The organism is uncultured Methanobrevibacter sp. (genome assembly GCF_937881195.1).
In the GTDB taxonomy this organism is placed as follows: Archaea; Methanobacteriota; Methanobacteria; order Methanobacteriales; family Methanobacteriaceae; genus Methanobinarius.
Genome location: NZ_CALGFC010000036.1, coordinates 18,085 through 32,805 on the forward strand (window position 1 = coordinate 18,085; position 14,721 = coordinate 32,805).

The 14,721-nt window shown below is 26.3% G+C and carries 7 protein-coding genes and 2 tRNA genes; 4 read left to right on the forward strand and 5 right to left on the reverse strand.

Annotation, left to right across the window (positions count from 1 at the left end; all coding sequences use genetic code 11):
- Positions 1–92 precede the first annotated feature (92 nt).
- The gene (locus Q0087_RS05570; protein WP_297898691.1) at positions 93–2,321 is read right to left on the reverse strand and encodes a hypothetical protein; all 2,229 of its coding nucleotides are present in this window, start codon (positions 2,319–2,321) and stop codon (positions 93–95) included.
- Positions 2,322–2,523: 202 nt separating this feature from the next.
- Between Q0087_RS05570 and Q0087_RS05575 the strand changes: the two genes are divergently transcribed.
- A complete protein-coding gene (locus Q0087_RS05575) occupies positions 2,524–2,664 on the forward strand; it encodes a hypothetical protein (RefSeq protein ID WP_297898692.1) in 141 nt (46 codons plus the stop codon).
- Positions 2,665–3,349: 685 nt separating this feature from the next.
- Here Q0087_RS05575 and lonB read toward each other — a convergent pair.
- Positions 3,350–5,242 carry an ATP-dependent protease LonB gene (gene lonB / locus Q0087_RS05580; protein ID WP_297898699.1) on the reverse strand — a complete coding sequence of 631 codons (1,893 nt, stop codon included), beginning with the start codon at positions 5,240–5,242 and terminating at the stop codon, positions 3,350–3,352.
- Between the two features lie 1,745 nt (positions 5,243–6,987).
- Between lonB and cobQ the strand changes: the two genes are divergently transcribed.
- Positions 6,988–8,661 (forward strand): cobyric acid synthase CobQ, encoded by a 1,674-nt coding sequence (cobQ, locus tag Q0087_RS05585; RefSeq protein ID WP_297898694.1) that lies wholly within the window; start codon positions 6,988–6,990, stop codon positions 8,659–8,661.
- Between the two features lie 958 nt (positions 8,662–9,619).
- On the opposite strand, the gene Q0087_RS05590 is transcribed toward cobQ, so the two are convergent.
- The 3 genes from Q0087_RS05590 to Q0087_RS05600 form a co-directional block, all read right to left on the reverse strand.
- Positions 9,620–10,771, reverse strand: a complete 1,152-nt coding sequence (locus Q0087_RS05590) for a thiolase domain-containing protein (RefSeq protein WP_297898695.1) — start codon at positions 10,769–10,771, stop codon at positions 9,620–9,622.
- 25 nt (positions 10,772–10,796) lie between these two features.
- On the reverse strand, positions 10,797–11,849 hold the full coding sequence (locus Q0087_RS05595; RefSeq protein WP_297898696.1) for a hydroxymethylglutaryl-CoA synthase: 1,053 nt from the start codon (positions 11,847–11,849) through the stop codon (positions 10,797–10,799).
- Positions 11,850–12,301: 452 nt separating this feature from the next.
- Positions 12,302–13,675, reverse strand: coding sequence for a DASS family sodium-coupled anion symporter (locus Q0087_RS05600; protein WP_297898697.1), 1,374 nt, complete (start codon positions 13,673–13,675; stop codon positions 12,302–12,304).
- Positions 13,676–14,086: 411 nt separating this feature from the next.
- On the opposite strand from Q0087_RS05600, the gene Q0087_RS05605 reads away from it, so the two are divergent.
- Positions 14,087–14,160: transfer RNA gene (locus tag Q0087_RS05605), tRNA-Gly, on the forward strand.
- Between the two features lie 2 nt (positions 14,161–14,162).
- A tRNA-Gly gene (locus Q0087_RS05610) sits at positions 14,163–14,236 on the forward strand.
- The last annotated feature ends 485 nt before the right edge of the window (positions 14,237–14,721 follow it).

Below are 14,721 nucleotides of genomic sequence, written 5' to 3' on the forward strand. Positions count from 1 at the left end.
AAAAATAAGGATAAAAATTAAAGGAAATCAAAGATTTCCTAACTTTGAAACATAATATTTTGCAAATTAAAAATCCTTTAAAAAATTAAATATTACCTTTTTTTAGTTATTAATCCTAAGCTAATCAAAAATACTAAAAATATAGCAGTTATTGGAATTCCTGTTTCTTTCATAGTTGCATTAGCTACAACTGGATTGATATTTGTATTGTTAGTACTATTATTCTTGTCTTCTTTGAATTTTAAATTATAAGAAGCATTTGAATAATTGTATTCTTCATCACCATTAAATAAAGCAAATATTAAGTAATTTGCTGGTTTAAAAGGATTATTTTTAGTATAATTGAGCTCAGCTACACCATTTTCATTAGTCAAAGATTTCCCAATATATTTACCATTTAAATAAAACTTGATTGTTTTATTGCTTAATGGATTTCCAAATTCATCAACTAATTTGCCTGTGAAAAAGATAGTTTTATTATCATTGCTAAATTTAGCACTAACATTAAGGTTAGTGTTGTGAATAGCTAAAATAGTAAGATTAGTCATGTTACTACCATAATTCATATCACTAGTAGTTATATTAACTATATTAGTTATATTACCCGTAGTATTAATACGAACAGTGATAATTAATGTAGCAGTTCCATCTTTAGCTAAACTACCAATTGTCCAAATACCTGTGTTTGGATTGTAAGTCCCATATTTAGTAGAACTACCCAAATAAACAAGTTCTAGTGGTAATTTATCATTAACAACAACATTTGTTGCTCCATCAGGACCATGATTACTTACAGTAATAGTGTAGTGTATTGTTTGACCATTAACAACATTTCCTTTAACATTACTAGATTTATTAATAGTGAGATTTACAGCAGGATCTACACTAATAGTTACATTTGTATTGTTAATACCAAGATTAGATTCATCTAAATTAATAGTAGCCATATTAGTGATATTTCCTGAACGATTCAAAAGAACATTAATAAATAATGTAACATTAGACCCATTATTTAAATTACCAATATACCAAATACCAGTACTTGGATTATAATCTCCAGAAGGATAAGATCCCAGATAAATAATACCAGATGGTAAAATATCATTAATCCAAACATTAGTAGCAGTATTATTTCCATTGTTAGTTACAGTAATAGTATATGTAACACGTTGACCATTTAAAACATTGGTAACATTAGCAGTTTTGGAAATAGTTAAATTTGCAAAAATAATTTCTTTATATAACATTAAATTTTCATTATCTCCAATTGCCCTAAGACTAAAACCACTACCAGAAGTGAAATTGGTAATCTCAGAGTAAAATCCTTTTGCATTAATTAATTCAGAATTAATTCCATTAATACCCGTCCAAGTTAAATTGACAATAAAATCAGGAAGGTTTCCATAATCAACAATACTGAAAGTATTTGTTGTATTATTATAAAGAATAAGCTGATAAGACAAATTAACATTAGACCCTGGCTGATTAGTACTACTATTTACTATAGTACTAAAATTATTTGCAGTTAATTGCATAACAAACCAATCAGTTAAAACAATACCATAAACTAATGGAGTGTTATTACCCCACCAATTATAACTAAGATTTGGAGTCTTAGACATACCAGTATTGTTTAAATAATAATCATAGTTAGAATTGTTAACAAAACGATTGTATTGAACTGAAACATCACCAGTATCTGGAATACTATATATACCGCCACCTTGACTTGCAGTATTATTTATATAATTTGATCCAGTAGAATTAATACTATGTCGAACATAAATAGCTCCTCCCTGACCATTAGCACTATTTCTATAAAAGTTAACATAATAAAGAAAAGTTGAAGTTGCAGTATTAGAATAAACAGCCCCACCATTTCCAGCATTAGCACTATTGTTATTAAATAAAGAATCAGAGATTGTTAAATTACTATTTGTATTATAAATAGCTCCACCATTATTAGCAGAATTATTTTCAAAGACAGATTCAAATATGCCTATGATAGTACCATTATTTTTATTAATAGCACCACCATTATTAGCTGCAGTATTATTTATAAAATTAGAATAAGATATCTGAACTTGACCACCAGTAAGCATCAATGCACCCCCGCCACCAGCACTACTATCAGTCCCATGATTGTTTATAAATACAGAATTTTGAATAATGTTTGCCATAGTACTATTATAAGGGTTAGAAGCCCAAATAGCTCCACCTCTTCCTGCAGTATTATTAATAAATGTAACATTATATATCCCTAACAATCCAGTTGAATAAATAGCTCCTCCTAAAGTAGCATTACCATTGATAATAGCCAAATTTATCAAAAATAAAGAATTTCCATCAGTAACATTGAAAACTCTACCTATTGAACTAGCATCAATAATAGTATTATTTTGTGAAGAACCCCTTATGGTTATGTTTTGATTTATAATAATATTTGTATTATTAGAACCCGAATATATACCATCTTCTAAAGTAAGATATCCTCCTTCACCAGCATCTAAAACTCCCTGAGCTATGCCACCACTAGTATTATTATCAATAGTTACACTAGCCCCACTTACAGAAGTTGATAAAAATAAGCAAACAGCTAAAAAGATTATACTTAAAAATATAATATTTTTCGATTTTTTAATTTTCTCACCTCCTCATATTTAGTAAAAACATTATAGGAAGTATAAAAAATTCATTAGTTTTAATAATGTGTATAGTAATTAAATAAATATGATTCATAAATATAACATATGATTAATCAAATAATCTATGATTCTTAAATAATCATTTGAAATGAAAATAACACTATTATTTTTCTAATCGAATTTATATACCATTTATTAATATATTTTCATCTTTATTTTAATAAAAATGAAAAAATAATAAAAATACTTTCTCTAAAATAATATTTAGAAAAATTCTTAAAACTTATGGTTGAATACAAAGATAAATAGAATTTTTATACTCAACATAAATAACAATATGAGTACTCACTATATATAAATATTTTTATTTATTTTATATCAAGGATAATCTTTACAAAGAGATAAAAAAATTAATAATATAAATAAATGGATAATATAAAAAATGAATAATAAAAAAAAGTAATAATATAAATAAATGGATAATAAAAAAAGGAATAATAAAAAAAAATTTAAATTAGTTAGAAAGCTGTAAAGTAAAATAAATTCAATTTTTTAAAAAAAATTATAAAAAGATTAATTAAATAAATTAATTAAAAAAAATATAAAAAATATTAATTAAAAAATTAATAAACACGATTAAAAATGGGATTAATAAAATAATTAAAAATAAAAAAATAAAAAAGTAAAAAATAAAAAATTAGTATTTAAGATTTACTAGGAACATCACAAGCATTTAAAGAACTGTTTGGAACCTTATCTGCAACAGCACTACTGATTTTCTTCATCTTTTTTATTAAGCTACTTTTTTCACTACATCCTATAAGAATGTTTTCTAAAACATCACTTAATGTATCAACAGGAATAATTTCGATTAAATTTTCATATTTTTTCTCAATCATAACATCTTTCATGTTAGATCTTGGAATAATAACCTTTTTGATTCCTGCTTCAGCTGCAGCTTCTATTTTACTAGTAGCTCCACCAATTGGAAGTACATCTCCACGAACACTGAGTGATCCAGTTAAAGCAACAGTTTGATCAATTGGAATTTCTTCAATAGCTGAAATAACAGCTGCTGCAATTGATACACTTGCACTATCACCTTCAACTCCATCATAAGTCTGTAAAAATTGAATATGAATATCATATTGTGAAATGTCTGTGCCTGTGTGTTTTTTAATAAGAGCACTTACATTTTGAACAGATTCTTTAGCTATTTCACCCAATTTACCAGTTGCAATAATTTTTCCTTCTCTTTTACTTTGAGCAGGAGCGGCTTCAGCAGCAATTGGAAGCATTAGGCCACTTCTATCACCAATAACAGATAAACCATTAACCATACCAATTTTTCCACCTTCAGGGTTGAATACTGCATATTCTTTTCTTTGAGTAATAGATCTATCAGCTATTTGTTGTTCTAAAGTTCTAGAGAATTTTTTAGCATTTAAAACATGGTCTGCATGAACAAGGTCAGCCCCTTCTTCTTTAGCTACATCACCTGCAGCACGAACGAGGCCTCCTAATTCCCTAAGACGTAAAGTAAGAGAATCTTTTTTACCAGCTCTTCTTTTTGCTTCCCTAATAATTTCATCTAAGGCCTCTGGTGAGAAATGAGGAATCCTACCATCATTTTTAACTTCTTGAGCTACAAACTGAATAAGTTTTTTCCTATTTTCTTCACTATCTGGCATGTTATCTTTCATAAAGACTTCATAACCATATCCCCTAATTCTAGAACGCATAGCAATGTGCATACCTTCAAGAACCTGAATATTACCAGAAGCAACTAGAACAAAATCACATGGAACTGATTGAGAACGGACCATTGCACCACTACTATTTTCACTTTGCCCAGTAATAGAGTAATGTTTCTCCTGCATAGCTGAAAGAAGTTCTTGTTGAGTTTTCATACTCATAGTTCCAATTTCATCTATGTATAAGACACCCCTATTAGCTTTATGAATCATGCCTGGTTCAACACGTTCATGAGCAGGAGTTCCAAGTCCTCCAGATTGATATGGGTCATGACGAACATCACCAAGAAGGGCACCCGCATGAGCACCAGTAGCATCTTCAAATGGAGCAAATCTTTTTTCAGCATTATTTACTAATAGCTTTGGAGCCATTGTAATATTTTTAGGTTTTATCTGCATAGATATGAAAAATATGAAAAGAGCTGCTAAAATTGCAAATAATAATTGAGCCCTATATATGAAACCAAGTGCTAAGACTCCTGCAATGAGAATCATTGTTACAATAAGTTTTTTCTCTTCATAACCTTTTGTAGTATTCTTATTTGCCATGACAATTCTTTTACCTTCACCTGCAGGAACTGTACGGATTAAAGGATTATTAGAATCTTCAGCATTTGGATATACTAAAACATCTTGAAGTATTTCTGGCGGTAAAAGCTCTGCCATTCCTTTAGCTATCATTGATTTTCCAACACCAGGATCCCCAATAAGAAGAACATTTCTCCGTTGTTTAGCTGCTTTTTTAATAGTTTCAACAGATTCTTCATGACCAATTACTTGATCTATTAAAAGAGGAGGCACATCAATATCTTTTGTACTTCCTATATTCTCATAATCCAACATTTTCTGTTTTTCATAATAAGAATTAATATTGCTATCTTTTTCAGATGAATTTTCATCTAACTCATTATCGGTTGAATTTTTTTCTTTTTCAATATTCTCAGTGTTTATTTCATCTTCAGAAATATCATCATTCTCCATTTTTTCTGTGAGATTATGATCTTTATTAGTGTCGAGTGTAATTTTAATCGCCTCTTTCTTAATTGAAGTTTTATTTGAATTTAATTTATTTATATTCATATTATTATCTATAATCGTGTCAAGAGAATTTGTATTTTTAACAATTTTTGAAACATTACTAATATCTTTTTCATTACTACTAGCATTAGTGTTATTAACACTTTTTTCAAATTTCTTTTGAGAATCTTCTAGAAATTTAGATGATTCATTATTAATTTTCATATAGAAACCTCAATTAAGCTTGAATTGGATTTTCAGCTAATTATTAATTAACCAAAATTTATTTTATAAATTAAATTAATATTCAGTTAATATTCAATTAGTTTTATTTGTCTAATAAACATTTAAATGTTTTTATTATTTTATTTTATTAAATTTTATGTTAAAAATAAATAAATATTAATTAAAAATGATTTTAATATAATATATTAATATTATATAAATTTTTTTGGTATTAGTCTTAATAAATTAATATTTTAGCAATTATTGATTTTTATTAGAATATATTATTTGAAAGATTTTTATTAAAGTAGGTTTATTTGAAAGTTTTTTCTTAAAAATATTTGCTTTAAATATCAAAGATTAATTAAAATACTCATTAAAATTTTTATATTTATTGAGATATTATTAATAAATTCATATTAGGAAAGGATGTTATTTATATTTTTATATAATATTCATTTTCATAGAACATTTTCAACCATTTTAATATTACTTTTTAAACAAAATTAATAAAAAAAATAAAAAAATATTAAACTAACTTTTTGTATGAATATGTTGTACTCTATCATTAATAAATGTTTTCAATGAAAATCATTTATCAATCATATAAATTAAATAAAATTTGCAAAAAATGAAACTACCAAAAATGAAAAAATAATTTTTATATTAATTATTATGAAATTAAGATTTAAAATATAAAATATTACATTATATTATTTTTATATTATCAAAAATCTTTATATACTATGAAATACAATCATAAATATGAGTAGGAAAACGGTTTCCTAGTATAATGATTATTAAAATACTACATAAAGGTTCACCTCCTTTTAAACCAACCACAAAAAATTAATAACTCAAGGGCTAAAAGGAAACCAATTATCCTACCAAAATCTATTTTTACTAAATTAACATAATAACAATACCAATTAGAAGATTATTTGATTTTTAAGATGAGATTAAAATTTAAATAAATATTTAAATAAATATTTAAAAAAAATAACAGAATTTTATTGAATTTTTAAATAAATTTTTAAATAAATTATGTAAATATAAACTTTTTTATATATTTTTAATAAAAACTTTTTTTAATTGATTTCAATGAAAAATTTATTTAAAAAGATCATTTAGTAGTTTAAAAGCTTAACAATTGTATAAGAAAAATTAACAATTGCACATATAGAAAAGTCCAAAAACAAAAAATCAAGCTAATTTTAATTATATTAAATTATAATTATCTATAAATATTAATTAGAATAATAGTGATAATTATAAAAGTTTTTCATTAAAAAATATTCTGAAAAATAAATCATTTTAAATTGAAATCATTAGAGAAGGTAAAAAAAATGGCTAAATGTATTATGGTTCAAGGAACCTCATCAAATGCTGGAAAAAGCGTTATGGTAGCTGCTTTATGTAGAATATATTCAAGAAGAGGATATAAAGTAGCACCTTTCAAATCTCAAAATATGTCTCTAAATTCTTACACAACAAAAGAAAATGGAGAAATAGCTATTGCGCAAGTTCTTCAAGCAGAAGCAGCTGATGTTCAACCAAGTATACATATGAATCCTATTCTTCTTAAACCAAAAGGAAATTTCAATTCTCAAGTTATTATTCAAGGAAAAGCTGTAGCAGATATGAATTTTTATGATTATCAACATAAATTTAGAGAAAAGGCATTAAATGCAATAAATGAATCTCTTGAAAAACTTAAAGAAGAATATGATATTATTATTATTGAAGGAGCAGGATCCCCTGCAGAAATAAATATGAGAAAAGAAGACTTAGCTAACATGGAAATAGCGCATATGGCAAATGCTGATGTTCTACTTGTTGCAGATATTGATAAAGGAGGGGTATTTGCATCAATTGCAGGAACTTTTTCATTATTAGATAATTACGATAGATCTAGACTGAAAGCAGTTATAATAAATAAATTTAGTGGAAATTTAGATATATTAATGCCCGGAATTGAAAAGATAGAAAAAATTATTGATGCTCCTGTTTTAGGAGTCCTTCCTTATGATCATGACCTTCATTTGCCAGAAGAAGATTCTGCATCACTCTTTGAACATAAATTTGATTCAAATAAAGATATAATTATTGGAGTTATTAGACTTCCAAAAATAGCTAATTTCACAGACATTGACCCATTTGAATTTGAAGAAGATGTTGGAATAAAGCTCATTGACATAAATGATAATTTAATTGATTCTAAAAATAATATAATAGATATTGATGCGATTTTAATACCAGGAACACGTAACACAACTGAAGATATGGTTGCTATAGAAAAAAGTGGTATGGCAAATCAAATAAGAGAAATAAATAATAAATATCCTCATATACCAATAGTTGGGATATGTGGAGGATATCAAATTTTAGGAAAAAAAATATTTGATGAAAATAAAAGAGAGTCTCCTGAAGGTTCTGTTGATGGTATTGGGCTTCTAAATATAAAAACTTATTTTAAAAATAATTCTTCAGAAGAAAAAATTGTTGAACAAAGCGAAGGGGTTATTTTAAAAGAAAAAATAGTGGAAAATAATTTTGAAGATTTTGAAGGAATATTTACATCTATTCAAGGGGAAATAATTAAAGGTTATGAAATACATGAAGGAATCACAACATTAAAATTAGGTGATTTAAATGAAAATTATGATAATTCTAAAGAAGAACAACCATTACTAAAAATAAAAAAAGGCATAGGAAACACAAAATACAGAGAATATTCTGAAAACTCCCAAAGTATAGATTCCAAGAAAGATATAGAACTATATGATGGTGCAATAAAAGGAAATGTATTTGGTAGTTACTTACATGGAATATTCCATAATTATAACTTTAGAAGAGAATTTTTAAATTATATAAGAAAAAATAAAGGACTTGAAAAAAAATTTGGAATAGATCCTTATGAAACAAAAAAAGATTATTCTATTGACAGATTAGCTAAAATAGTAGAAGAAAATTTAGATATGGAGTTTATTGATAATCTTTTAAAAAATCAAAAAGAATAAAATAATTATAAAAAAATAAAAAGTAAATAAAGAGTAAATAAAAAATAAATATTTTTTATAAAAAATTGAAAAGGATAATAAAAAGAGAATAGACTAAAACAAATTATAATATACTGAAATGAATTAAGAAAAAATATATTAAAAATAATCATATAAGTTGAAAAAATCTAATGTTAATAGAATAAAGAATAATCAATGCTTAATGAAATAGTTCGGAACATAAGAAATCTTTTCATCAATATTAAATGAGAATAAAGTATATATATAATTGAAAAATTATATTATAATAGTGTCATCAGTTTTATAAAAATTTGAATACACTTTGAAGAAAAGATTTCATATTCTCCCCCCAAGGGAATTTTAATCTCTTCTTCTAAACACTTTTTTTAATATTAATATTATTATTATATATTATTAATATTACTATTATGAAAACTTTTTATTATTATAAAAAATTTTTTTAGATATATTATTTAAAAATATAATATATTATTTAAAAATGTGATATATTATTTAAAAATATGATATATTAGATTATTTAAGAATATTATTTAGTCTGTATTATTTTAAATTAAATTTAATTATAAAATTATTATGATTAAAATTTTTAATTAATAAAATATCATTTTAATGAAAATTAATAAAGCTAAAAAAATGCTAAAAATTTCTATTTTTTATAAAGAACTATCATAAGTTAATAAAAACATTCAAAATCAAGTATTAAATCAAAAACATTATTACAATCATTTTAAATTATAAAATAGTATTTATTACCTTAAAAAAATTAAATTTAGATAGTTATTTATAAATAATAAAAAGAAAAATGGAATTAATTTAAAAAATGATTTATTTAAAAATAATTTAATTATAAAGAATATAATTAGAAATAATCTAATTAAAAATAATATAATTAGAAATAATATAATTAAATATAATTTAAAAAAAATTAAAAAAATTTTTATCTAGAAAGAATATGAATAGCAGCTGTACCACCAGTACCTCCAATATTATGAGTCATACCAATTTCAGCACCATCAATCTGACGTTTATCCGCTTCTCCCCTTAATTGCCAAACTATTTCAGCAGCTTGAGCAATTCCAGTTGCACCTAATGGATGACCTCTAGCTTTAAGTCCTCCAGATGGATTTACTGGTATTTGACCATCTATATGGGTAATACCTTCCTCTACAGCCTGACCACCTTTTCCTTTTTCAACAAAACCTAAATCTTCAATAGCTAATATACCATTTATTGAAAAACAATCATGAACTTCAACAGCATCAATATCTTTTGTTGTTACACCAGCCATTTCATAAGCTTTTTTAGCTGCAACTTTAGTAGAACCGATAGTTGTGATATCCTTCCTATCGTGTAAAGTTATTGTGTCAGAAGCCTGAGTAGATGCTTTCACATATATAGGGGTGTCAGTATATTGTTTTGCCATTTCAGCAGGACACAAAACGATTGCAGCTGCACCATCAGTAACAGGAGAACAATCAAGAAGAGTTAAAGGGTCTGCGACCATTGTAGAATTTAAAACTTTATCTACACTAATTTCAAATGGATATTGAGCCCTAGGATTTTTAGAAGCGTTTTTATGATTAATTACAGAAAATTCAGCTAATTGTTCGCGAGTAGTTCCATATTCGTACATATGACGTCTAGCTATCATTGCATAAAGAGAAGGGAAAGTTACTCCTTGTTGAGCTTCCCATTCTTGATCAGAAGCAGTAGCTATTGCAGGAGTTGCATCAACTACATCAGTCATTTTTTCTACCCCTGCAGAAATTACAATATCATGATATCCTGAAGCAACAGCCATTACACCCTGTCTAAGAGCAAGTCCACCAGAAGCACAAGCAGCCTCAACACGAGTTGAAGAAATTGGGTTTAATCCAGTATGATCTGCTATAAGAGCAGCAATATGTTCTTGTTGAATAAAAAGACCAGCAGTCATGTTACCAACAAACATAGCATCCAAATCATTACCTGCAACTCCAGAATCTTCAATAGCGTTAAGTCCTGCTTCAGCTATTAATTGTCTAAATGATGAATCCCACAACTCTCCAAATTTTGTTTGTGAAACACCTATAATCGCAACATCTCTCATATTATCTTATCTCCAAAAATTATTATTAGGACATTCTTAATTTGCCTTTGTATTTAGCATAAACGGCATAATCAACGTAAGTTTTATTTTTAATCATATTAGAAAGTTTAGGAGCCAATTCCCTTTTTTCATCAATTTTATCAGTTACAGACAATGTAAAAGCATCACTACCTGAACCAGACCCATAAGAAATTGCTAAAATATTATCTCCAGGTTGTGCTTTATCCAAAATAGCAGCCAAACCAAGAGGAGTGGCACCAGAATAAGTATTACCAATTACTGGAGTTAAAAGACCGTCTTTAATTTGTTCATTGTTAAATCCAAGCTTTTTACCTACTTTTAAATAGAATTTACCATTTGGTTGATGAAAAACTGCATAATCATAATCTTCTGGACCAGTACTAGTTTTTTCAAATATTCCTTTTGCTGCACCTAATACATGTTTGAAATATGCTGGCTCTCCAGTAAATCTCCCACCATGAGAAGGATATGGTTGTCCTTCACGTCTGTAAAAATCTGGAGTGTCAGTAGTAAAACTAAAAGTATCTCCAAAATCAGCTATTGAACCATTTGCAATGCCTTCTTTTCCAATTATATAAGCAGCTCCACCTGCTGAAGCTGTATATTCAAGAGCATCTCCAGGAGCTCCTTGAGAAGTATCGGCACCAATTGCTAAACCATAATCAATCATTTTAGAATCAACTAAACCTATAGCAGCTTGCATACCTGCAGTACCTGCTTTACATGCAAATTCAAGATCTGCAGCAGTCATAGCAGGTGTTGCCATAACAGCTTCAGCCACAATAGTAGCAGTTGGTTTAACTGCATAAGGATGAGATTCAGAACCAACATAAACTGCCCCTATATTTTGAGGATCAATTTGAGCCCTAGCTAATGCACTCCTAGCAGCTTCAACAGAAATTGTAGCTGTATCTTCATCAGGAGCCGGAACTGATTTTTCATCCACAACAAGACCATTAGAAATTGCTTTTGGATTATCTCCCCAAACTTTAGCTATTTCTTCAACTTTAATTCTATATGATGGCACAAAGGCACCATAACCTATAATTCCCGCCATAAAATCACACCATAAATTGTTAATATTGCTTAATTAGTTAATATTATTTGATTAATTGTTAATATTATTCAATTGATTAAAAATTTTTAAAAAGATTAAAAATTTTTAAAAAAAACAAAATCAATTTTAGATTAATTAAAATTATTAATCATAATATAATATTTAGAATTTTATTTTTATAGTATATTAATGTTTCCTATAAATTAAATTAGATAAAAGAGTTTCAATAAAAGAAATGGTTTCAATAAAAGAACTTGATTATTAATTAATAATAAATTAAAAATAACAATTAGCATAAGAAAATAAACTAAAAATATCATTATATTAAAGTTAAAATGAAAAAATAAACAAAATTTAATAAAATAATAATTAAAGAAATAAAAAAAATTAGAAAATAAAAGAAATTAAAAATTAAAAAATTAAAAAATTAAAAATTAGTCCTAATAAAAGTATTAAGCAGCTAAAAATGGTTTTCCAATAGTAAATATAATTATAACCGATAAAACTGCACCAATAGCAATTAATGGAGCTCCAGCTTTAAATATCTCCTTTATCTTAACAAACCCAGTACCATAAGCCATAGCAACTGTTGGATCAGCTGTTGGTAACATGTAAGATAATGAACAAGCAATAGCTACAGGAACTGCGAAAGTTCCAATTGGTAATGATTGTGATTGAGCTAAAGTAACAGATAACGGAACTAAAATAGCTGCAAGAGCAACATTAGACATTACTTGAGTAATTAAAATACCAATTACCATTAAAACTAAAACTAAAACTAATATAGAAGGATTAGAACCAACTAAGTGGAAAATATCATCAATTAACCATTCAGCAGCACCAGTGTTCAAAAGAGCAGCACCTAAAGATAATGCTCCTCCGAAAAACATTATAAGTCCCCAATCAACATTTTTCTGTGCATCTCTCCAATCAAGTATTTTGAATATAAAGAATAGTGAAGCACCAATTAAAGCTATTGAATAACTATTAAGACCAGTAATACCAGTAGTAATCCATAAGAAAATTGTAAATAACAATATACCTAAAGCTATTTTTTCAGTTCTAGTCATTGCACCAAGAGCACTTAATTTATCATTCAATGTTTTTTTACCACCAATAACTTCTTTAACTTCTGATGGGAAAACAAAACCAAGCCATTTCCAAATAATAACTAACATTATAATAGCTAATGGAAGACCAAATACCATCCAATTAGCAAATGGAATGTGAGTATAAGCGGCAGCCATTAAGTTTGGAGCAGTACCAATTTCAGTTGCTAAACCCCCAGCAAGAGAACCAAATGAAGCACCTAAGATCATAGCTTTTGCAAAATTACTTTTTGCATTACAAACATCTTTACAGCCCATTAAATCTACAATTTCTTTGATTATAGGTAGAACCAATGCAAATGCAACTACATTTTCAATCCAAGCCGATAGTATTCCAGTTGAAAAAACACTAACAAACAAACCTCTACTAGATGACGTTCCAAGTTTATCCAACATCACATAAGTCAATCTTCCAACTAAACCACTTTTTCTAATACCTTCAGCTATAATAAATCCACCTATCATTAAAAATAGAATAGGATTTGCAAAACCAATAGCTACATTTTCAAAAGATGCAATACCTAATATTGGTTGCATAAATAATATAATGATTGATGTAACAGCCAAGTGAAGAGCTTCAGTTACCCACATTATTACAGCAAATGCAAGAAGTGCTAATGCCATGTGTCCAGGATAAGTAAGTCCTCCTAAAGGAATAATCATTATAATTATAGCTACAATTATAGCTAATGGCAAGCCTATTTTTTTAAAGTCCATGAAATTTCCTCTGAGAATTATAAGTAAAATAATCAATCTTAATGACTATAAATACAAATAATCGTTTTTATATTTAATATTTAAACAAATAATTATTAATTACAATAAATATTATCAAAATATATAAAATAAGTTATTAACAGATATAAAATAACTTATAAAAAAATATAAAATATTATATATTATAATAATATTATTGCCTTTAAAGGTTATTGAATTTAAGATATATAAACTTATTCAAATTAACATTAAACTAACAAAAAGTAGGTATAATACTATATGATTTTTATATAATCCTTATGTCTTAACATTGAATTATATAAATAATTAGATTAAAAAAATGCAAAATTTTATATATGATAACAAATAATGTATAGTTGTATTCTAATTTATACACAATTTTATACGTTTGCGGTGTTAGTCCAGCCTGGTTAAGACTCTGGCCTGCCACGTCAGTGACCCGGGTTCAAATCCCGGACGCCGCATCGCGGCTGTAGTATAGTCTGGTTAGTACTTGGGCCTTCCAAGCCTACAGCCCGGGTTCAAATCCCGGCAGCCGCATCTATTTCTAAAATTAATTAAAAATCAATTAATCTATTTTTAAAGAAGTTTTAAAATCATCAGAATTATATTGATAATTTTAAAGCGAAGAATAGGTTTATTCATAGATTTACACTTTAAAAAATATATACTTTAAAAAATAATTTTATTTTATAACTAAATTTAATTTATACTATTTTAATATACTCTGATTTTTTATAGGTTATTTTATTTTTAAAAATAAACATATATATCTTGCAAAAAATGATTATCTTTGAAATTAAAATATAAATATACTTTATAATATATACTATCTATTTTTAAACCATTATAATAAGAAATATCCCTGAGAATATAAGAAATATCTCTGAAAATTAATAAAAATATTTACTAGAAATATAAATAAGAATATTTACAAAAACCAAACGAAAATGTTTACTAATTTTATATAATATTTACTAATTTTAATAATTTTATATGATATTTACTAATTTTAATAATTTTAT

Bases quoted from the DNA above. Each gene is read 5' to 3' on its own strand.
- Q0087_RS05575 (WP_297898692.1), top strand. From the start codon at position 2,524: ATGCCACCACTAGTATTATTATCAATAGTTACACTAGCCCCACTTACA.
- lonB (WP_297898699.1), bottom strand. From the start codon at position 5,242: ATGTTGGATTATGAGAATATAGGAAGTACAAAAGATATTGATGTGCCT.
- cobQ (WP_297898694.1), top strand. From the start codon at position 6,988: ATGGCTAAATGTATTATGGTTCAAGGAACCTCATCAAATGCTGGAAAA.
- Q0087_RS05590 (WP_297898695.1), bottom strand. From the start codon at position 10,771: ATGAGAGATGTTGCGATTATAGGTGTTTCACAAACAAAATTTGGAGAG.
- Q0087_RS05595 (WP_297898696.1), bottom strand. From the start codon at position 11,849: ATGGCGGGAATTATAGGTTATGGTGCCTTTGTGCCATCATATAGAATT.
- Q0087_RS05600 (WP_297898697.1), bottom strand. From the start codon at position 13,675: ATGGACTTTAAAAAAATAGGCTTGCCATTAGCTATAATTGTAGCTATA.